This is a genomic window from Shewanella sp. DC2-4, assembly GCF_013248875.1.
GTDB lineage: Bacteria > Pseudomonadota > Gammaproteobacteria > Enterobacterales > Shewanellaceae > Shewanella > Shewanella oncorhynchi.
On record NZ_JABRVR010000002.1, the window covers coordinates 2,741,437 to 2,763,694 of the forward strand.

General features: G+C 46.4%; 19 protein-coding genes. 2 read left to right on the forward strand and 17 right to left on the reverse strand.

The genetic code is table 11. From position 1 onward, the window contains the following. Window positions 1-97 precede the first annotated feature (97 nt). Window positions 98-988 (forward strand): GGDEF domain-containing protein, encoded by an 891-nt coding sequence (locus HQQ92_RS12835; RefSeq protein ID WP_173245828.1) that lies wholly within the window; start codon window positions 98-100, stop codon window positions 986-988. 140 nt (window positions 989-1,128) lie between these two features. On the opposite strand, the gene tilS is transcribed toward HQQ92_RS12835, so the two are convergent. From tilS to rpsB, 17 genes are all read right to left on the reverse strand, one after another. Further along, on the reverse strand, window positions 1,129-2,568 hold the full coding sequence (gene tilS / locus HQQ92_RS12840) for a tRNA lysidine(34) synthetase TilS (RefSeq protein WP_173245831.1): 1,440 nt from the start codon (window positions 2,566-2,568) through the stop codon (window positions 1,129-1,131). A gap of 41 nt (window positions 2,569-2,609) precedes the next feature. Next, on the reverse strand, window positions 2,610-6,083 hold the full coding sequence (gene dnaE / locus HQQ92_RS12845) for a DNA polymerase III subunit alpha (RefSeq protein ID WP_173245834.1): 3,474 nt from the start codon (window positions 6,081-6,083) through the stop codon (window positions 2,610-2,612). Window positions 6,084-6,246: 163 nt separating this feature from the next. Then, window positions 6,247-6,879 carry a ribonuclease HII gene (gene rnhB, locus HQQ92_RS12850; protein WP_173245837.1) on the reverse strand — a complete coding sequence of 211 codons (633 nt, stop codon included), beginning with the start codon at window positions 6,877-6,879 and terminating at the stop codon, window positions 6,247-6,249. Beyond that, complete coding sequence (lpxB, locus tag HQQ92_RS12855) at window positions 6,879-8,057, reverse strand: lipid-A-disaccharide synthase (RefSeq protein ID WP_168823178.1); 1,179 nt, start codon at window positions 8,055-8,057, stop codon at window positions 6,879-6,881. Before lpxB ends, rnhB begins: the two co-directional genes overlap by 1 nt. 241 nt (window positions 8,058-8,298) lie before the next feature. Further along, the gene (gene lpxA / locus HQQ92_RS12860) at window positions 8,299-9,069 is read right to left on the reverse strand and encodes an acyl-ACP--UDP-N-acetylglucosamine O-acyltransferase (protein ID WP_173245840.1); all 771 of its coding nucleotides are present in this window, start codon (window positions 9,067-9,069) and stop codon (window positions 8,299-8,301) included. After that, window positions 9,066-9,530, reverse strand: coding sequence for a 3-hydroxyacyl-ACP dehydratase FabZ (gene fabZ, locus HQQ92_RS12865; RefSeq protein ID WP_006080990.1), 465 nt, complete (start codon window positions 9,528-9,530; stop codon window positions 9,066-9,068). Before fabZ ends, lpxA begins: the two co-directional genes overlap by 4 nt. A gap of 31 nt (window positions 9,531-9,561) precedes the next feature. After that, window positions 9,562-10,587: a UDP-3-O-(3-hydroxymyristoyl)glucosamine N-acyltransferase gene (gene lpxD / locus HQQ92_RS12870; RefSeq protein WP_105249717.1), complete on the reverse strand. Its 1,026-nt coding sequence runs from the start codon at window positions 10,585-10,587 to the stop codon at window positions 9,562-9,564. Window positions 10,588-10,590: 3 nt separating this feature from the next. Continuing rightward, window positions 10,591-11,088, reverse strand: a complete 498-nt coding sequence (locus HQQ92_RS12875) for an OmpH family outer membrane protein (protein WP_028760600.1) — start codon at window positions 11,086-11,088, stop codon at window positions 10,591-10,593. 64 nt (window positions 11,089-11,152) lie between these two features. Continuing rightward, the gene (gene bamA / locus HQQ92_RS12880; RefSeq protein WP_131523800.1) at window positions 11,153-13,633 is read right to left on the reverse strand and encodes an outer membrane protein assembly factor BamA; all 2,481 of its coding nucleotides are present in this window, start codon (window positions 13,631-13,633) and stop codon (window positions 11,153-11,155) included. Window positions 13,634-13,664: 31 nt separating this feature from the next. Next, a complete protein-coding gene (rseP, locus tag HQQ92_RS12885; protein ID WP_173245843.1) occupies window positions 13,665-15,035 on the reverse strand; it encodes a sigma E protease regulator RseP in 1,371 nt (456 codons plus the stop codon). A gap of 39 nt (window positions 15,036-15,074) precedes the next feature. Then, on the reverse strand, window positions 15,075-16,265 hold the full coding sequence (gene ispC, locus HQQ92_RS12890; RefSeq protein ID WP_173245846.1) for a 1-deoxy-D-xylulose-5-phosphate reductoisomerase: 1,191 nt from the start codon (window positions 16,263-16,265) through the stop codon (window positions 15,075-15,077). A gap of 4 nt (window positions 16,266-16,269) precedes the next feature. Next, on the reverse strand, window positions 16,270-17,127 hold the full coding sequence (locus tag HQQ92_RS12895; protein WP_105249720.1) for a phosphatidate cytidylyltransferase: 858 nt from the start codon (window positions 17,125-17,127) through the stop codon (window positions 16,270-16,272). A gap of 20 nt (window positions 17,128-17,147) precedes the next feature. After that, entirely contained in the window at window positions 17,148-17,975 is an 828-nt protein-coding gene (locus HQQ92_RS12900; RefSeq protein ID WP_028760605.1) for an isoprenyl transferase, read from the reverse strand. Window positions 17,976-18,056: 81 nt separating this feature from the next. Further along, window positions 18,057-18,614, reverse strand: coding sequence for a ribosome recycling factor (gene frr / locus HQQ92_RS12905; protein ID WP_012088724.1), 558 nt, complete (start codon window positions 18,612-18,614; stop codon window positions 18,057-18,059). A gap of 21 nt (window positions 18,615-18,635) precedes the next feature. Then, window positions 18,636-19,373, reverse strand: a complete 738-nt coding sequence (pyrH, locus tag HQQ92_RS12910; protein ID WP_006080981.1) for a UMP kinase — start codon at window positions 19,371-19,373, stop codon at window positions 18,636-18,638. Between the two features lie 68 nt (window positions 19,374-19,441). After that, window positions 19,442-20,293: a translation elongation factor Ts gene (gene tsf, locus HQQ92_RS12915; protein ID WP_028760606.1), complete on the reverse strand. Its 852-nt coding sequence runs from the start codon at window positions 20,291-20,293 to the stop codon at window positions 19,442-19,444. 120 nt (window positions 20,294-20,413) lie between these two features. Next, window positions 20,414-21,142, reverse strand: a complete 729-nt coding sequence (gene rpsB, locus HQQ92_RS12920; protein ID WP_028760607.1) for a 30S ribosomal protein S2 — start codon at window positions 21,140-21,142, stop codon at window positions 20,414-20,416. 283 nt (window positions 21,143-21,425) lie between these two features. On the opposite strand from rpsB, the gene map reads away from it, so the two are divergent. Next, complete coding sequence (map, locus tag HQQ92_RS12925) at window positions 21,426-22,256, forward strand: type I methionyl aminopeptidase (RefSeq protein ID WP_226058787.1); 831 nt, start codon at window positions 21,426-21,428, stop codon at window positions 22,254-22,256. Window positions 22,257-22,258: the final 2 nt, after the last annotated feature.

Genomic DNA, 22,258 nt, shown 5'->3' on the forward strand with positions numbered 1-22,258 from the left:
CTAACAAAGACAAATTTTATTAACAAATATTGCGGCACGGTATTTGCTTAGACTAGGTTAGAGATGTATCGCACTAACATTTGCTGGAGTGATGATTATGGACTTTGGCCTAGCGACCGAGCTGTATCCCGACGAATATCGCTATCAAACAGAACATTACAGTCCCAATGATAATACATTGGACTTAATACAAGTGATCCAACAACTGCACGCCAGTTTAGATCCTAGGACAGTCTTTGCCTGCTATGGCAAAGTGCTGGGACAACACTTGCCGATCCAAGGCGTGCGCTTAACCTATGGTGAGCACAAATTCAGCTGGGGCAAACGTTATGGTATCAGCGTCAAACGACAGCTCATGTGTGCAGGAATGCCATTAACGATTCAGTACCAACTGGTGACGCCATTTACGCCATCACAAACCTCAAACTTACAGGATATTGAACCGCTGTTATTGCAACCTTTATTAAATGCGTTGCAATATCAAGAAATGTCGATGCAAGCTATGTTTGACTCGCTCACTGGCTTAGGCAATCGCCATTATTACAGTCAGAGTCTCAGTAATGCGACCGCAAGAGCCCATCGAAAACAAGGAGCAGTCGCTCTCATAGTGCTCGATCTTGATAACTTTAAACAACTTAATGATAAATTCGGCCATAAATGTGGTGACTATATTCTGAAGGAATTTGGTGACATCATTCGTGCAACCATACGCAACACAGATCAAGCCTTCCGGATTGGTGGTGATGAATTCGTCATTATTGTCCAAGGCAATATTCATGCGGCTGGCTTGTTATGTGAACGGATTGTCTCGGTAATCAATCAGCACAGTAGTTTCAATCAATTTGGGGTGAGCTGTAGTTTAGGGGCGGCAGAATCACACGATACCATTGAAGCCGAACAACTTTATGAACTTGCCGATAAGGCGCTTTATCAAGCCAAAGCCGCCGGACGTAACTGCTATAAACTCAGCCAAAATCAATTGGTTTAACACGCGCAGGGATGCCAAATGAAATGCGATAACTCACTCGCAGCGCGTACCCCATAAAGGTCTAAATCAAACTGACGCGCTGCGTTCCACTCTCCTCTCGCTTTCCTAGAACACACCAATATTCCAAGATTGACTCTCGACTAGAATTCCTTTGCTTCCTCAACAAACACCTGTAAACCAAGTCCATTCGACTCAACAATAAAGCCCTTTTCAACCCACAGTCCAATTGCCATCACCAGTTGCTTGCCATAAAACACAAACCCCACCTTTTCGCGTACCCAAGGCGGAATGGCAAACTCTTGCCACAGTTTCTTTAATTCTCGCCCCTTACCCCGAGAATGCGGGTGGCAGCGAAATTGCCCCGCAAGTTGATAACGCACACTAATGACTTCATCAGGCCAAGGTAAACGGACTCTGGGACCTTGTTTTGTCACTATCAGCCTAATCTGCTCACCATTCGCTAAGCCCGCAGGCGACACGACTAATTCGGTACTATTTCCCTGTAATAAAGAAATAAAGTCATGCTGTGGCAAGGTCCAACTCACAGGCTGAGTGTGACGTTTGTGAGTTTGATTCTTGAATAAATAGACTTGATTAGCAAAGCGACGGATTTCACACTCACCCACTCGAATATGCACTTTAGCATCGTCTTTCGCGTTAAGAAGCTGAGTGATGATTTGCTTAAGCTGCACCTTTGAGGGCAAAGCAAAACCTTGGGATTCAATAAAACCCCGCAAGAGTAACGCTTGCCAGTCGGCTGACTGTTCGGCAAAACTATCGAGCTTGAATACACTTTGAGTATGGTAAGGCGCTTGGGTTAACCATAAAGGTAAACGTTCACTCACCTGTAAATCCAGCGTCGCCTGTTGCTCGGCGCACAATGCCGCACTTCGACTCGCAGTTGTCGCAATACTCGGCCAACGCGCTTTTAAGCGGGGAATGATTTCTAAGCGTAAAAAATTTCGATCGTACTTATCGTCTTGATTACTTTCATCTTCAATATGCACTAAGCCCTGCTGTTTTGCGTAGGCTTCAATCTGCTCACGGCTGATATCCAATAACGGCCGCAATTGTTTGCCTTGTGCTAATGCTTGTACTTGCCCCATGGCCGCCAGCCCTTTCGGGCCTTGACCACGTTTGAGCGCCAGCAGAATAGTTTCGAGCTGATCGTCTTCATGGTGAGCTGTCAATAACACATCATTTTCGCTTAAATGCCGTTCAATCGCTTGATAACGGACTTTTCGAGCTTCGGCTTCAAGGCTCAATCTTGGTCCACGATTAACCGCGACTCGCTCAACCGTCACGGGCAGGTCGTAATACTGGCCCCGCTCAAGGCAATGCTGTGCCCAAGCCTCAGCGTTATCGCTTAGGCCATGGTGTACATACACTAGCTGATAATTAAACTCCGGATGTTGCCGTGCAAACTGGCTTAAACCAAAGGCCAAGACTTCGGAATCAACCCCACCACTGTAAGCCAGTACTAACTTGCTGTCAGGCGCTAAGGATTGCGCAGCCAAAAAATCACAGATATGCGCGCTGAGATCGCCAGCAGTCAATGCTTCGTCAAACTTAGCCGACATAAGTTAACTTCATCTGTTTACACCTAAGACATTCACCAACATTAGAATAAAATTCTCACCTTGTTTGGCCCGAGGAGCGATTCGAGCGAGAGCATCAAGTCATCGGTCGGATTCACTCGCCAAGCATCGGCTAACCTAAACTGACCTTTGGCTTGAGCTTGAGTGTAATTGATCACCACAGGCACAGCGCCGTTACGCCACGGGCTTAGGGCTTGCTCGAAAGTGTCTAACGCCGATGGCGTTAACTCGCTGCCATCCATATCAATTTCCAGCGCTTTGGCAAAGTGGCTGCGCGCCTCACTGATATCTATAATGTTACGCGCCGTCATACGGTTGCCGCCGGCAAAATCATCGTAACTCACCTCACCTTCACAAATGAGGATGCGGTCTTTCTCCAGCAGATGATTAAACTTTTCAAAGGCTTCGGTAAACAACATGATTTCGAGACGTGCGCTCTTATCATCGAGCGTCAACAGGCCCATTTTCGAGCCGCGCTTGGTCAGCATCACTCGCGTTGCCACCACTAACCCCGCAGCCTTAGCAGTTTTACCGCGTTCGGTGGGATGCACATCTTTCAAACGACCGGACGTGTAATGCTTAAGCTCTTTTAAATATTGATTGATCGGATGACCGGTCAAATACAAGCCTAGGGTTTCGCGCTCGCCTTCGAGCCAAATTTTATCTGGCCATGGAGTACATTCGACAAACTGCTGCTTACTATCTTCGGGTTCACTGTTGAGCAAACCAAACATATCGTGTTGGCCAATCGCCTCGGCTTTGGCATGTTGATCGGCGGCACGAATCGCTTCTGGCAAGGTTGCCATCATAGACGCACGATGCGGCCCAAGAGTATCGAGTGCACCCGCGCAGATCAGCTTTTCAATCACGCGCTTATTGAGCTTTTTCAAATCGATACGGGCACAGAAATCGAATAAATCCACGAAGGGGCCATCTTTACGGGCCTCTAAAATCGATTCAACTGGACCTTCACCCACGCCTTTAATGGCGCCAATTCCATAAACAATGCGCAAATCATCATCAACGGTAAATTTGAACAAGCCTTTGTTCACATCCGGAGGAATGAGCGGTAATCCCATACGCTCGCATTCATCGACCAAGGTCACAATTTTATCTGTGTTATCCATATCGGCCGACATTACCGCCGCCATAAACTGCGAAGGATAATGGGTTTTTAGCCATAAGGTCTGATAAGACACAAGCGCATAGGCGGCTGAGTGAGATTTGTTAAAACCGTAGCCGGCGAACTTTTCCACTAAGTCGAAGATCTTCATCGACAAGTCGCCGTCGACGCCGTTATTGATTGCGCCCTCTTTAAAGATACTGCGCTGCTTGGCCATCTCTTCGGGTTTTTTCTTACCCATAGCACGGCGCAACATGTCGGCGCCGCCAAGGGTGTAACCCGATAACACCTGTGCAATCTGCATCACTTGCTCTTGATACAGAATAATGCCGTAGGTCGGCGATAGCAGTTCTTTTAGGGATTCATGCTGGTACTGAGAATCGGGATACGATACTTCCTCGCGCCCATGCTTACGCTCGATAAAGTTATCTACCATGCCCGATTGCAAAGGCCCAGGACGGAACAATGCCACCAGTGCGATCATGTCTTCAAAACAGTCGGGCTGCAGACGCTTAATCAAATCCTTCATACCGCGGGATTCCAACTGGAATACCGCCGTGGTTTCATATTTTTGCAACAAGCGGAAAGATGCAGCATCCGTTAACGGAATCGCTTCGATACGCACAGGTGGGCGACCGTTTTTGACCTCGACCTTGTTCACCATTTCCAGTGCCCAGTCAATGATTGTCAAAGTGCGTAAACCCAAAAAGTCGAATTTAACTAAACCTGCGGTTTCAACGTCGTTTTTATCGAATTGCGTTACTGGGTTTTTACCTTCAGCATCGCAATAGAGTGGCGCAAAATCGGTAATTTTTGTTGGTGCAATCACCACACCACCCGCGTGTTTACCCGCGTTACGCGTCACACCTTCGAGCTTGCGACACATGTCGATCAGATCTTTTACGTCTTCATCGGCATCATAGGATTCTTGCAGGGCTGGCTCGACCTCAAACGCTTTTGCCAGCGTCATCCCAGGTTCTGGTGGAATGAGTTTAGAAATTCGGTCAACGAAGCCATAGGGATGACCCAGCACACGGCCAACGTCTCGAATAACCGCTTTTGCCGCCATAGTTCCGAAGGTGATGATTTGCGATACCGCTTCGCGGCCGTACAATTCGGCCACATGGTCGATCACTTCATCACGTCTATCCATGCAAAAGTCGACGTCAAAGTCGGGCATAGAAACCCGCTCAGGGTTGAGGAATCGCTCGAACAGTAAGTCAAATTCTAATGGGTCTAAGTCGGTAATCTTAAGCGCATAGGCCACGAGTGAACCCGCGCCCGAGCCACGACCAGGCCCTACTGGAATACCGTTATCTTTACCCCATTGGATGAACTCCATTACGATCAAGAAGTAACCGGGGAACCCCATCTGGTTGATCACTTTAAGTTCAATGTCGAGGCGCTTATCGTATTCGCCGCGTTTCTCGGCGCGCACCTCAGGATCAGGGAACAAAAACTCGAGCCGCTCTTCAAGGCCCTTCTTCGAACAATCAACCAGAAAGTCTTCGATGGACATATCGCCCGTCGGGAAGTTAGGCAGGAAATATTCGTATAAACGGATCGTTACATTACAGCGTTTAGCGATTTCGACACTGTTCGCCAACGCCGCAGGAATGTCGGCGAATAGTTCACACATTTCCTCTTCGCTACGCAAATACTGCTGTTCACTGTATTTTTTAGGTCGACGAGGATCGGCAAGGGTAAAGCCATCGTGAATTGCCACCCGAATTTCATGGGCATCAAAATCTTCGGGTTTAAGAAACACCACCTGATTAGTGGCCACAACAGGGATGCCCTTCTCCTGCGCTAAGGCCACAGCCATATGCAGATAACGCTCTTCATCGGGGCGACCTGTGCGGATAAGTTCGAGGAAATAACGGTCAGTGAAATGGGTCTGATAAAAGTCGCATAAAGATTCGACTTGTGTGCCATTGCCCTTGAGCAGTGCCTTACCCAGATCGCCTTCTTTGGCGCCCGATAACAGCAAAATGCCTTCGTTATAAGTGAGTAACCACTCTTGGTCTATCACTACACGGCCGGCCACTTGGCCACGCAAATAGGCTTGACTGATGATTTGGGTCAGATTCTGATAACCGACATTGTTCATCGCAATGATGGTTAAGGCGCATAATTCACCGTCAAATCCAGGCACTTGCATCCAAAAATCGGCACCAATAATCGGCTTGATCCCCGCACCATGGCAACCACTGTAAAACTTCACCAAACCACAAAAGTTATTTTGGTCAGTCAAGGCGACAGCCGCCATTCCCTGCGCTTCCACCTGCGCCAAAATAGGCTTGACCTTGGCCACGCCATCGGTCATAGAGAAGTCACTGTGGACACGAAGATGCACAAAACGAGGATCGGACATAATTAGGATTATCTTTGAATAGCAGGTTAACAATAACTAGAAAGCAGACTAACAAAGTCACGCAGCCAGAGCCAGTGACTTTGCTGGATAACGGGAACTTATACCCAAACAACCTCAAGATACCTATTTCGGCTTGTTTGGGTCAAATGCTAAAAATCAGCGCTTACAGTCCCAGTAATGCCTTGACGGGTTTGAAACTTTTACGATATTGGTCAAATACCCCATGTTCGGCGATGGCCTCAAAATGCGCCTTAGTCGGATAGCCCTTATGCTTAGCAAAACCGTATTGCGGATAAGCAGCATCGAGCACATCCATCTCACGATCCCGCGTCACTTTGGCGATAATCGATGCGGCACTAATACTGGCAATTAAACCATCACCTTTAATGATACTGTGACTGGTAAGTGAGACGCCATTATGGGCAACAAATGCCGGACTGCGATTGCCATCGACTAACACCAACGCAGGCGCAATTTTAAGCCCTGCAACCGCGCGCTGCATTGCCAACATAGTGGCATGCAAGATATTAAGCGTATCGATTTCAACAGGACTTGCGCGGCCCACGTGATAACACAGGGCTTTTTCACAAATCTCATCAAACAAAGCTTCGCGGCGCTTCTCACTGAGTTTCTTGGAATCATTCAGACCACTGATGGGCTTGTTTGGATCTAAAATCACAGCCGCAGTCACTACATCGCCGACTAATGGCCCACGGCCGACTTCATCCACACCAGCAATTAATCCCGTCGAAAAGGCCAGCAAATCGGCGTCGGTTAAACTTTTAAAAGTTGCCACTAGTTAGCCTCCAGTGATTTAGCATGACTTGGTTTAGGCTCAACCAGTGCCATTACCGCTTCAGCGGCTTTTAAGCTCGCATCACGGCGTAACACTTGGTGCAGGGCATCAAACTCAGCTTTGAGCGGCGTAAAATCTCGATTTAACTCGACTGTGACCGCCGCAGCTATTTTCTCTGGCGTGCAATCTTCTTGAATGAGCTCAGGGACGAGATCTTTTCCAGCCAGTAGATTCGGTAAAGAAAAACGCTCGACCTGCATCATGCGCTTAGCAATCCAATAGGTCATAGGGCTAACACGATAAGCCACCACCATTGGACGCTTGACCAACATGGCTTCTAACGTCGCGGTGCCAGATGCTAATAAAATGCCATCGGCAGCCGCCATGACTTCGCGCGACTGACCTTCGACCATATGAATTTCGAGATCCGGTGCAAAATCCTTCAGCGCTTGCTCAAATTGCTCACGGCGTTTTTGATTGACCAGTGGCGTCACAAAACGTATATCAGGGAAGTTCTGTTTAATCAGTAAAGCCGCCTTTACGAAAGGCTCGGCCAATTGCTTTAACTCGCCACCACGGGATCCCGGTAGAATCGCTAAATATTCTGCATCGGCATCGAGTTCAAGTAACTGGCGCGCCGCCGCTTTATCGCTTCGCAACGGAATATCATCCGCTAAGGTATGACCCACAAAGGTACAAGGTACTTGATGCTTGTCATAAAAAGCTTTCTCAAATGGCAATAGCGACAACACCATATGGGTCGCCTTCGCGATTTTGAATATACGTTTTGGGCGCCATGCCCACACGGATGGGCTCACATAATGGACGGTTTTAATACCGCGCGCTTTGAGTTTAAGCTCGAGGCCTATATTAAAATCCGGTGCATCTATGCCAATAAAACAATCGGGCTTAAGCGCGGTGATCTCTCTAATCAAGGATGACCGCACTTTTAATAAGCGAGGTAGACGGGATAACACTTCAACGATTCCCATCACTGCGAGTTCTTCCATCGCAAACAGGGATTTGAAGCCTAGGGCTTCCATGCGGGGTCCACCGATACCGACAAAGCGCGCATCGGGATGGGTCTTTTGCAGCGCAGCCATTAAACCTGCACCTAAAATATCGCCTGAGAGTTCTCCGGCAACCATGGCAAACACTAATGGAGTTTTATTGCTCATAAACCAATCACGTCTCATGAATTAATGGCATTGGATGAAGAGGTAAACCGCACCTAAAATGCATCGTTCCAAGCCTACACTTATGTTAAGTTAATGATTCAATTAATGACTAAGCACATTTATGGTCGAATGCATTGATGAATAAACGCATTTTTAACGACTACGTCTACCACAAAAAAGGCTTAAACCAATAATACAAAAGGGCATAAAAATGCCCTTTTGTTGTCATGTGGTCATCAAGTTAGCGAATAATGCCGCGACTCGATGACTTTACAAACTCAAGCAGTAATTTGACTTGCTCATCGTTCTGCGCATCTTCAGCTAATGCTTCAATCGCTTCTTCTACCGTTAAACTGCTACGGTATAAGGTTTTATAAGCACGACGCACGGCTAACTGGCTTTCTTTAGAAAAACCGCGACGCTTCATACCTTCGCTGTTTAAGCCACGAGGCACTGTCGGTTGACCCGCTGCCATCACAAAGGGAGGCACATCCTGCAGTACTAAAGAACAACCAGCAGTAAATGCATGGGCACCAATATGCACAAACTGATGCACACCTGTCATACCGCCTAAAATCGCCCAGTCACCGACGTGCACGTGACCTGCAATAGATGCGTTATTCGCCATGATGACATTATCGCCGACCACACAGTCATGGGCGATATGCACATAGTTCATCAACAGGTTATTCGACCCAATACGGGTTTCACTGTTATCTTGAACTGTACCGCGGTGAATGGTCACATTTTCACGGATCACATTATTGTCACCAATGATCAGTCGTGTCGGCTCGCCAGCGTACTTTTTGTCTTGGCATTCTTCACCAACGGAGGCGAATTGAAAAATACGATTCCCTTTGCCGATAATCGTTGGGCCTTTGACCACCACATGGGAACTCAACCAACAATCATCACCAATTTCGACGCCCGCACCGATATAGGTCCAAGGGCCAATAGTGACGTTATTGCCAATTTTTGCATCGGGATGCACAAACGCTAATGTATCTATCACTGACTAATCTCTCTGCGGGCACACATGATTTCAGCGGAACAAACCACTTCACCATCCACTTTGGCCTCACCGTAGAAAACGCCAATCCCGCGGCGCTCTTTAATCATTTTGACATCAAAATGAATTTGATCTCCTGGCTCAACCACACGTCTAAAACGCGCATTATCGATACCAGCAAAGTAATACAACACACCTGGTGGTGGTACATCACTACTCATCGTTTTAAAGGCTAACAGGCCAGTTGCCTGCGCCATCGCTTCTAAAATAAGCACACCTGGCATCACAGGTTGTATCGGGAAATGTCCCTGAAAAAATGGCTCATTTATTGAAACGTTTTTGATCGCCTGCAGACTAACACCAGGAGTGTAATCAAGCACACGATCGATCAATAGGAATGGATATCTATGGGGTAGATATTTAAGTATTTCTTTAATATCCATAGTGTTCATTTGATTAGACACGAACCGAGTTCCTCAAATTGCCTTGGGGCAATTAATCTGGTGTTTTTAAATTTTTTTCCAACGTTTTAACACGCTGGAACAGTTCATCTAACTGACGGAAACGAACTGTATTTTTACGCCAAAGTTTATTGTCCATTGCCACGGTGGCAGAAGAGTATAAGCCAGGCTCACGCATATTAGTGGTGATATTGGTAGCACCAGACACATGCACACCATCGGCTATGCTCAAATGACCTGCGATGGCACAGCTACCACCAATAATACAATATTTACCAATAGTGACACTGCCAGCAACAGTAGTACTGCCTGCAATAGCAGTATTTTCGCCGATTATATCGTTATGGGCAATTTGCACTTGGTTATCAATAATCACACCGTCGTGGATCTCTGTATGGCCTAATGCCCCACGATCTACCGTTGAATTAGCACCAATCTCAACCCGATCGCCAATACGCACGCCACCTGTCTGCGGAATTTTAATCCACTGACCACGTTCGTTAGCATAACCAAAACCATCTGAGCCTAATACGGCACCCGAATGGATAATACAATCCTGCCCTAAATGCACATCGTGATAGACGGTGACATTAGCCCACAAACGTGTTTTTGAGCCAATAACCACATCTTGTCCCAGCACAACACCGGCACCAATCTGCACATTTTCACCTAAAATGACGTTCGCACCAATCACAGCATTCGCGCCAATAGCGACACCTTCCCCTAAATGGGCTGAAGGATCAATTTGAGCCGAAGGATGGATGCCCACCGCCGCTTTGGGTGTCGTGTCCAAATACTGAGCAACACGGGCAAAACCGACATATGGATCTTTTACAATTAACGCAGTACCTTGATAATCCTGCGCATCTTTAGCTGACAATAACACCGCACTCGCTTGAGTTGCCTCAAGCTGAGAGCGGTATTTACTGTTGGCTAAAAAAGAGATCTGACCCGCCTTGGCATTTTCTAAGGTCGCCACACTATTAATAATTAGCGTTTCGTCGCCTTGGATATCACCGTCTAATAACAGGCATAGCTCTTTTAAAGTCACACTATTCATCTATTACTTGCCTTTGCTTAAGGCTTCAACCACTTTGCCACTGATGTCAGCGTTAGGCTTAACATAAATGACAGCACCACGTTGTAATACCAAATCATATTGGTCTTTTTCAGCGATAGTGTTGATGGCTTTTTGCACTTTAACTAACAGTTTATTTTGCTCTTCACCTTGGCGACGACGTAGGTCTTCATCCAATGCTTTGCCTTTTAACTGATATTCAGATTTTAGCGATTCCATTTTACGAACCAGCTCAGTTTTTTGTGCATCGTTCATTAACGCACCGTCACGTTGCTGCTTCTCCATCAGAGAACGCATTTCTTCTTGCATTTTTTGGACATCAGCTACGCGATCACCAAACTCTTTCTTCAGAGATTGGGAGATCTGTTCACGTTGTGGGAGCTGTTCAAACACAGCGCCCATATCCACTACGGCAATTTTCTCAGCATGTGCCACTAACGGCGCGCCTAACAAAACTAACGTCATCAGCGCGCAATTTACCATCTTGTTCAAAATAAACTCCTTGTTACCTTGTTATTGTCAGCAAAACTTGCCGAGTGTATGCCTTTTAAAAAGTTTTGCCAATATTGAAAGAGAAGATCTCCGTTTGGTCACCTTCATATTCTTTAAGCGGCCACGCCAAGCTGAACACCATAGGTCCCATAGGTGATAACCATTGCACACTCAAGCCCCAAGAGGCGCGCAGGCGAGCTGGATCACTATAGTCTTGTAACTTAGCAAACTCGTCCGCCGGAAGTGTTTGATATGACTCGTAATCAAACTCAGTATCCCAGACGTTACCCGCATCGACGAAGAAGCTAGTACGAACTGAGTTAGTGTAAGCCTCATCCAAAAATGGGGTTGGTACAATCAACTCCATACTTGCCGTTGCAAGGGCATTACCACCGATAGAGCGGCCAGAACTGACTTGGATACTATTAGGATCGCCAGGCAAGCTACAGCCATCGCCCGATGGATCCGGTGCACACGGTTCACTACCTCGATAGAGATAGAATGAACGAGGGCCTACAGAGTTAGACTTAAAGCCACGTAGCGAGCTACTACCACCTGAGTAATAGTTTTCCCAGAAAGGCAGAATTTGGTCATTATCATTAAATTGACCATAACCGTTACCATAACCTAATCGACCACGGGCCAAGAGCACAACGCTCTGACTGCGGTTAACAGGGAAATAGTAGTTAGTGTCAAAGTCTGTCTTAAAATACTGTAAATCAGACCCTGGCGAAGTCATTTTGCCGTTCAGACGCTGAGAAGAGCCGTCTGTTGGGAAAGTGCCACGGTTCAAGGTGCTACGATACCAGCCCAGGCTGAGTTCGAAGTTATCGAAACTTAAGTCCGCGTTTGGATCGTCATCACGATAGATGTTATAGAAACGCAGTGCCTGCTCATAAGCTGAGATCTCAGAGATCGTGTTGTGACGATAGCCAATACCACCATTGATACGGTTGTATTCGTTAATCGGGAAACCCGAGTTAAGTGCCACACCATACGAACTGTTTTTATAGCGTTCTAAGTTAGCTTCATTGGCGTCAAACTCACTCCAATAAACGCTCCCGCCTAAACTCACACCGTCTTTTGTCCAGTACGGATCGGTATAGGATAAGTTAACGTTTTTAGAGTACTTGTTGGTGCTCAAGCTAATACCCGCTTGATTACCTGTACCTAAGAAGTTGTTTTGTTGTACACCAAACTGCAAGCTCAGGCCTGATTCAGTACCATAACCGACACCCGCGTTAAATGAGCCCGATGGCTGCTCTTTCACTTTAACCGCAACATCAACTAAGTCATCGGTACCCGGCACTTGAATGGTTTCAGTGTCAACGGTTTCGAAGAAGCCCAAACGGTTAAGACGCGCTTTAGATTGCTCAACTTGCGCTGAGTTTAACCAAGCGCCTTCCATCTGACGCAGCTCACGGCGCATCACTTCATCTTTAGTCACTGTGTTACCAGTGAAGTTAATCGCCCGTACGTAAACACGTTTACCCGGTTTAACATTGATGTTTAAGGTGACTTCTTTAGTCTTATCATCAATTTCAGGGTAGGTTTTCACTTCAGGGTAAGCATAACCGAAGCGGCCTAAATACTTGCTGTACATTTCTTCGGTGAAAGTCACATCACCGCCGTTGTACATATCACCCGCTTTGATTGGCAGAATTGATTTCATCAACTCTTCACGACCCATCAAATCACCCGTCAGGTTTACTTCTTTAACTTTATATTTCTCACCTTCGTCTACGTTGATGGTGATATATAAACCTTTACGGTCAGGCGTCATAGCCACTTGAGTCGAAGTGACTTCGAAGCGGATATAACCTTTATTGTGGTAATAGGTTTTGATGGTCTCGAGATCGGCCTGCAGCTTTTGCTTCTGATAACGGCGTTCGCCGAACAGATCCCACCAAGCCACATAATCTTTAAGTTCCAACATGCCGATCAGTTCAGCATCGGTGAACTCTTTGTTACCGACCACGTTAATTTGGCGGATTTCGGCCGCTAAACCTTCGGTAAACTTAAATTTCAGCTCAACCCGATTACGGGGTAAGTTAATCACTTGGGCTTCCACTTTCGCGCCGTATTTACCCACGCCGTAGTAGAAATCCTGCAGACCCTTTTCAATACCGGTCAACATAGTGCGATCGAGCGACTCACCGACTTTAACGCCAGAACCGTCCAGACTTTCCTGTAACTGTTCGTCTTTAATGTCTTTGTTGCCATCGAATGTCACCGCACTGATAGTTGGACGCTCAGTGACTTTCACCACTAATACGCCGCCATCTCGGCTCACGGAGACATTTTCAAAGTTAGTCGATGCATACAAGCTTTTAATCGCTTGCTGGATTCTTAACTGGTCAACAGTGTCACCTACTTTTACTGGTAAGCTTAACAAGGCAGCACCGAGTGCAACTCGTTGCAAACCTTCAACTTGGATGTCGGTCACTTCAAACGGTTGGAATGTATCAGCCAACACAGTCCCTGAAAACGACGCACCGACGAATAACATCGAGGCAAAAAGTTTATTCAATCTCATAGAGCACTTCTAATTATTAGTCTGTCCTTGCTCAGAGTCGGGCAAAATCATTGAAAAGCGCAACGCTCATCAACATCAGCAGTATTGCTGCCCCAAATCTGAATCCTATTTCCTGCACCTTTTCAGGTACAGGTTTACCAGTTATTACTTCAATAAAGTAATACAGCAGGTGTCCCCCATCGAGCACAGGTAAAGGCAGCAAGTTAATGATGCCTAAATTGACGCTGATGAGCGCGAGGAACCCGAGAAAATAGACCAAGCCATAGTTTGCACTACTGCCCGCACCCTGTGCGATCGAAATGGGTCCACTCAGGTTTTTCACCGACACATCGCCGGTAAATAATTTGCCAATCATCTTAAAGCTCACAGCAACAAGTTGCCATGTTTTATCCGCTGCGATGCCGAAAGAATCGATTGGTCCATATTCAAGTTGTAAACGCATATTGTCTGGCCATTGTGCTTGGGTTGGGCTCACCCCGAGCATACCTATCTCTTGGCCATCGGCATTTTTACTGCTTAAGGGTGTCACTGCCACATTAAACTGTTCGCCATTGCGACGCACAGTTAAACTCACAGGCACATTGGCAGAATGTTGAATAATGTCAACAAAAGCCTGCCAATCGGTATAATTTTTACCATTTATAGCAACTAAGGTGTCACCGACTTTTAGCTCACTATTCGCAGCGGCACTGTCAGGACTAATCGCAGCAATGGTGGGGACGATTTCGGGACGATAAATCCCTAACCCTAATGCCGTAATCGGGGATTCTTTTTCAGGGTCAAAACGCCAATTACGCGTATCTAAGGTGTAAGACCGCGCACTAGAATCCAAACCTTGCAAACCATTCAATGGCGTTAGCGATACACTCAGACTTTCATCACCTATATGGCCGACTAAAGCTAAATTCACTTCTTCCCAGTTACGCACAGCCTGACCGGAAATGGCCGTTATTTGCATTGGCTCTGTGATTTGAATTTGCGCAGCAGCAGTTCCGGGTATCGTCGAGGTGATCACAGGCTTAAGTGATGGCACACCAATCAAATACATAAAATACAGAGCAACGATGGCAAAAATAAAGTTAGCAATTGGACCTGCGGCCACAATCGCAATACGTTGCCATACGGTTTTACGATTGAACGCTTGATCTTTTAATTCATCGGGAACGTCTTCAACACGCTCATCGAGCATTTTGACATAGCCGCCAAGGGGGATCATGGCTAACACATATTCAGTGCCGTCTTTACCAACACGGCGCCAAATAGCCTTACCAAAACCAATGGAGAAACGTTCGACTTTCACGCCACAACGTCGCGCGATATAGAAATGGCCGTATTCGTGGGCAGTAATTAACAGACCCAGTGCAACGATGAAAGAACCTAAGTTCCATAAAAAATCTAACATCCCACTCCTTACGTTATAAATTTAATCACTCAGCTATTGCTAAGCGATGCTTGCTAATGTCTCACGCGCATAGACGCGGGTTTGCGCATCTAAGGCTAAAATATCTTCTATGCTGCCCATAGGACGTTTAGGCACAGTGACTAAACAAGCTTCATTCACTTTTGCAATTTGCGTAAAACCAATTTGCCCCTGCAAGAATGCTTCAACAGCGACCTCATTGGCAGCATTTAATACGGTTGTTGCCTCTTGGCCTTGGGCACACGCCTCCATAGCCAAAGCCAAACAAGGGAAACGTTCAAAATCAGGTTCATAAAAGCTTAACTGTCCGACTTTGAAAAAATCTAAAGGTTCAACGCCCGAATGAATTCTTTGCGGATAAGCCATGCAATGGGCAATCGGTGTGCGCATATCTGGGTTACCCATTTGGGCGATAACCGAACCATCACGGTACTGCACCATAGAGTGGATCACGCTTTGCGGATGAATAACCACTTTAAGTTGCTCAGCCTGAGTATTAAACAACCACCGCGCCTCAATGAACTCTAAACCCTTATTCATCATAGTGGCGGAGTCAACAGAGATTTTAGGTCCCATGGACCAATTAGGGTGTTTACAGGCTTGGGCAGGCGTCATGGCCGCAAGTGTCGCAAGATCCGACCGCAGGAAAGGCCCGCCAGAACCGGTTAACAAAATATGGGATATACCCGACGCAGCTAAATCGCAACGGCCGAGGTTAGCTTGCACTTCTAGGGGTAAACATTGAAAGATAGCATTATGCTCACTGTCCACGGGCAAGAGCACAGCACCAGAGCGCTTAGTCGCCTCAATAAACAACTCACCCGACATGACTAAAGCTTCTTTATTGGCCAGTAATACTCGCTTTCCCGCCTTCACGGCTTCAAGGGTTGGTACTAGCCCTGCCGCCCCGACAATCGCTGCCATTACAGTATCCACATCGGCAGCCGTCACTAAACCGAGTAAATCGTTCATGCCAGTAGTGACTTGGATATTGAGCGCAGCGGGTAAAACGGCGCGTAACTGTTTCGCAGCCTCTTCATCCACCATATGCGCAACTTTCGGTTTATGGGCTACACACAAAGCCAGCATCTTATCAACGCTCGCATTGGCAACCAATCCGTAGATGCTATAAGCCAATGGATTAGCCGAAATCACGCTTAAGGTACTAGCACCAATTGAACCGGTAGCACCCAAAATCACCATATTTTGCATAGCGTTACATCCAGAATGCAATGTAGATCAGGGTAAACACCGGCAAGGCTGCAGTCAGGCTGTCGATGCGGTCGAGCACGCCGCCGTGACCGGGCAAAATAGTGCCAGAATCTTTAATACAGGCCGCACGCTTAAACATACTCTCAGATAAATCGCCCAGCGCTGACACTAAAGCAACAAATAAGGTCACTGCCACAACTAAACCCAGTTCTTGCTCTGGCGAATAATACATAACACCTGCAACCACGAGCATAGTCGTCACTAAACCACCAACTAGGCCTTCCAAGGTTTTAGCAGGGCTCACTGCAGGCATCAGTTTCGTTTTACCTATCGCTTTACCGACGAAGTAAGCCCCAGAATCTGCGGCCCACACAATCAACATCACTAACAGTACTAATACTGGGCCGTAATAGGGTGAAGTTTGTGAGCTAATGGATTTGAGCGCGATAAGAGCAACAAAGCAAGGCACTAAGGTTAACTGTCCAAACATGGACTTAAACATAGGATTCTTTTGCCAGAACTTAGCGCTTTTAGGATAAGTTACCACTAATAATAGTGATGCTAACCACCAGAATGCACCAATATAGAGAATGGCCAAATAGATAGGATGTAACTGGTGGCTTAACCAAACTGCATCAATTGGCACAATCAGATTAATTGCCACCAATAGAATGCCGACTGTGAAGGTAAAGCTCCACTGAGTGACATCACACTGATTATCGATAATTCTTCCCCATTCCTTTGCTGCAATAAGGAAGACGGCAACTAAGGCCCAGGCGAAGTAGCTGGCAGGGAGCAAAAATATCGCCCCCAAAACTAATGGAACTAACCAAGTTGCTGTTATTATTCGTTGTTTTAGCAAAAAAAATCCCTCATGAGGTTTTACAATGCACGCATCTCATCAATCTGACTTCCAGTCAGACCAAAACGGCGCTGGCGACTTGCAAAAATGGCTATCGCTTCATGAAAAGCCTGTTCATCGAAATCAGGCCAAAGGGTGTCGGTAAACACCAATTCTGCATAGGCCGCCTGCCACAGCACAAAATTGCTGATGCGACAGTCCCCGCCCGTGCGGATCATTAAATCAACTTCACTCTGATTTTGCATGCACAAATGTGCACTTAAGGCTTCTTCGGTGAACTGACTGCTGGTCATTTCGCCAGTTTCGACCTTTTCCGCTAATTTTTGTGCTGCTTGAAGTATGTCCCAACGGCCACCATAGTTAGCCGCAACATTCAGAACCAAGCCAGTATTGCGAGATGTCTTCTCTTGAGCAGCAGCAATTTGCTTCTGTAATCGCGCCGAAAAGCGGCTGATATCGCCAATAATGTTGAGCTTAACCTGATTCTTATCCAGCAATTTAATTTCGCGCTGTAATACGGTAAAAAACAACTCCATCAGCAAGCTGACTTCTTTATCGGGTCTACGCCAATTCTCGCTAGAAAATGCAAATAAGGTTAGCGATTCAATGCCTAATTGGCTTGCCGTGCTTACGGCTCTTCTAACGGCCTTAACACCAGCCTTATGTCCCATCACTCGTGGTTTACCTTGGGTTTGTGCCCAACGCCCATTGCCATCCATGATAATAGCAACATGCTTAGGTAACGACTGTTTCACGAGTTCGGGCAATTGTCCCGGCAAGGTCGTTTGAGTGTATAAATCACTCTCACTCGTCCTAGGGTGCGGATCAAGTTCCACTGTGGATGACATCTAATACAGCCCTTTAAAATAGACAAACGCCGTGTAGTATACCCCTACACGGCGCATCAACTCTAGCTTATCGAACTGAGATTAGACTTCCATCAACTCAATTTCTTTGGCCGCTAAAATCTCATCGACCTTTTTAATGTGAGCATCGGTGAACTTTTGCACTTCTTCTTCACTGCGACGCACATCATCTTCAGTACAAGCTTTAGCTTTTTCAAGCTTTTTCACTTCAGAAATAGCATCACGACGCACGTTACGGATAGCAATACGACCGTTTTCAGCTTCGTTACGCACCACTTTGATGAAGTCTTTACGACGTTCTTCAGTCAGCGCGGGTAATGGAATACGTAATGTCGCGCCAGCTGACATAGGGTTCAGACCTAAATCAGAGCTCATAATAGCCTTTTCAACGGCTTGGATAGCACTACGGTCAAACACAGTCACAGACAGAGTGCGTGAATCTTCAACGCCCACGTTAGCCACTTGGTTTAGTGGCGTCATAGTGCCGTAGTAAGAGACTTGAATGGAATCCAGCAGGCTTGGGTGGGCACGACCGGTACGCACTTTTGCCATTTGGTTTTTAGTCGCGTCAACGCATTTACCCATACGCTCTTGCGCATCTTTCTTAATGTTCTCAATCACGTTAAATGTCCTTCTTGGTCATTAAATAACTTTTTTCGCTCTGATCAGCGTGCCTTCTTCTTCACCCATGATAACGCGGCGTAGAGCGCCAGGTTTATTCATGTTGAAGACTAAAATAGGCATGTCGTGATCACGCGCCATAGTAAAGGCGGCTAAGTCCATTACTTTTAATTCTTTTTCCAGAATTTCCGCATAAGTCACTTCATCATACTTAACGGCATCAGGGTTCTTCATTGGGTCTTCGGAGTATACACCGTCGACTTTAGTGCCTTTCAATACGACTTCAGCTTCGATTTCAATGCCGCGTAAACAGGCCGCAGAATCGGTCGTGCAGAAAGGATTACCTGTACCGGCAGCAAAAATAACCACTCGGCCAGATTTTAGCAAGCTGATCGCTTCAGCCCAATTGTAATCATCACACACACCCTTTAACGGGATAGCTGACATCAGACGAGCATTAACATAGGCACGGTGCAGGGCGTCTCGCATTGCCAAGCCGTTCATAACCGTTGCCAGCATACCCATGTGATCGCCCACCACACGGTTCATGCCTGCTTTTGCTAGGCCTTCACCGCGAAACAGATTACCACCACCAATAACCACACCCACCTGAATACCCAGCTCAACCAGCTCTTTCACTTCCTGAGCCATGCGATCTAATACTTTAGGGTCGATGCCGAAGCCTTCGTCGCCCATCAGTGCTTCGCCACTTAATTTAAGAAGAATGCGTCTAAATGCGGGTTTTGGATTGGTGCTCATAATTTTTATCCTGGTCATAACAAGACCGCAGCTATTGCCGCGGTCTTGGGGGTATTTAGCGTTGGCGATTAAGCCTTTTTAGAAGCAGCGATTTGAGCAGCAACTTCAGCCGCGAAATCTTCTTCTTTCTTCTCAATACCTTCACCCACTTCTAAACGAATGAAGTTAGTGACTTTAGCGCCTTTCTCTTTCAGAATTTCGCCAACAGTTTTCTTTGGTTCCATGATGTAAGCTTGACCAGTCAGAGAGATCTCACCGGTGAACTTCTTCATACGACCAAGAACCATCTTCTCAGCGATCTCTGCCGATTTGCCTTCGTTCATTGACATTTCGATTTGCAGAGCTTGTTCTCTTGCAACGATTTCTGCAGGAACATCTTCTGGGTTCACGTATTCAGGCTTAGAAGCAGCAACGTGCATTGCGATGTGCTTTAAGGTTTCTTCGTCAGCTTCACCGGCAACAACAACGCCAATGCGCTCACCGTGACGGTATGAAGATAAGTTTGCACCATCGATGTACTCAACACGACGAATGTTGATGTTTTCACCGATTTTAGTTACCAATGCAACGCGTGCATCTTCGAACTGTGCTTTTAAATCTTCAAGAGTCACTTTAGATGCAGCAGCGGCATCTAATACTGCGTTCGCGAATGCTAAGAAGTTTGAATCTTTAGCAACGAAGTCAGTTTGACAGTTAACTTCTAATAGCGCAGCGAAACCTTCGCCATTCTTGATCAAAATTGTACCGTCAGCAGCGATGTTACCCGCTTTTTTAGCAGCTTTAGCAGCGCCAGACTTACGCATGTTGTCAATTGCTAACTCCATGTCGCCGTTAGCTTCTGTCAGAGCGTTTTTACAATCCATCATGCCTGCGCCAGTACGGTCGCGCAGTTCTTTAACTTGGGCAGCAGTAATTGCCATTGTTAAATCCTCTATAAAAAATCGACTAATTTGCAGATATAAAACAGGGGCCGAATGGCCCCTGTTAACCAATCAAAAATCTTGGTTAATAAGGGTGATGATAATCATCCCGCCTTATTATTATTCGGCTTCTACGAAACCGTCTTGCTCAGCTTGAACAGCCAAATCTTGACCACGGCCAGCTTTTGCAGCAGCAGCAACAGAAGAAGTGTACAGGCGGATAGCACGCATAGCGTCGTCGTTACCAGGAACGATGTAGTTAACACCATCTGGCGCAGAGTTAGTATCAACAACTGCAACAACAGGGATACCCAGGTTGTTAGCTTCTTTAATAGCGATATGCTCATGGTCAGCACCAATGACGAATAATACGTCTGGCAGGCCGCCCATGTTTTTAATACCACCTAAAGATTTTTCCAGCTTTTCAAGCTCACGAGTACGCATCAGCGCTTCTTTCTTGGTCAGCTTGTCGAAAGTACCATCTACTGATTGGCTTTCCAGTTCTTTCAGACGTTTGATTGACTGACGAACGGTTTTCCAGTTTGTCAGCATACCGCCTAACCAGCGGTGATCAACATAGTACTGGTCACAAGACAGAGCAGCTTCTTTGATCGCTTCGCCAGCAGCACGTTTAGTACCAACGAATAATACTTTACCTTTCTTTGAAGCTACGTTGCTGATGAAAGCTAGCGCTTCATTGAACATTGGCACAGTATGCTCAAGGTTGATGATGTGAACACCGTTGCGAGCACCGAAAATGAATGGCTTCATTTTTGGGTTCCAGTAACGGGTTTGGTGACCGAAGTGGACACCGGCCTGAAGCATATCGCGCATTGAAACTGTAGTCATTTCTATTACCTTAAAATTTAGGGGGTTAGACCTCCACGTATCCCATGTCTTCGACCCCTTATATAACAACTGAGGGCACCCCGAAGAATGTGTCGACACGTGTGTGATTTAGTATTTAGACAAATAGCCATGTATAATGGCCGCCATCTTTAGTCTTGCAAGTATCAAAGCAGCGCAAAAGCTGGCTTGGACAATTCATCAAGACTTAAACATAACGGCGCGCTTTATACCATAAATAGCCCTAAAGCACAAATTTTTGCATTAGGTTGCGTGGCCAACAGACATTAAAGACACAAGAGAAAACGCAATGAGTATAGTCATCAAGACCGCTGAAGAAATTGAAAAAATGCGTGCTGCGGGCAAACTAGCCGCACAGGTATTAGAAATGATCGCGCCGCATGTTAAACCGGGCGTGACCACCAATGAGCTCAATGACCTCTGCGCCAAATATACCGAAGAGCAAGGTGCGATTTCGGCGCCGCTTAACTACCATGGTTTTCCTAAATCCATTTGTACTTCTGTAAACCATGTGATTTGCCACGGCATTCCAAACGACAACCCACCATTGAAAGAAGGCGATATCCTCAATATCGACATCACAGTGATTAAAGACGGTTATCACGGCGATACCTCGATGATGTTTTTAATCGGTGAAGTGAGCGCGAAGGACAAACGTCTGTGCCGCATCGCGCAAGAAAGCCTGTATTTAGCTATTCGTAAGGTTCGTCCAGGTTTAAAACTGGGTGAAATAGGCAATACTATCGAAAAATTCATCAAAGCAAGTAAAACAGGCCTTGAGAAATATTCCATCGTGCAAGATTATTGTGGCCACGGTATTGGCTCAGGTTTCCATGAAGAACCTCAAGTTATGCATTACCGTAACGGCGATAACACAGTATTACGCCCAGGCATGTGTTTCACCATTGAACCTATGATCAATGCCGGTCGCCACACGACCATACTCGATCGCGATGATAAGTGGACGGTAACGACCTCCGATGGTAAAAATTCAGCCCAGTGGGAACATACCTTACTGGTGACTGAAAAAGGGGTTGAAGTACTTACCCTGCGTGAGGATGAGGATTTCCCACGTATCATCAATCACGAGCGATAGGC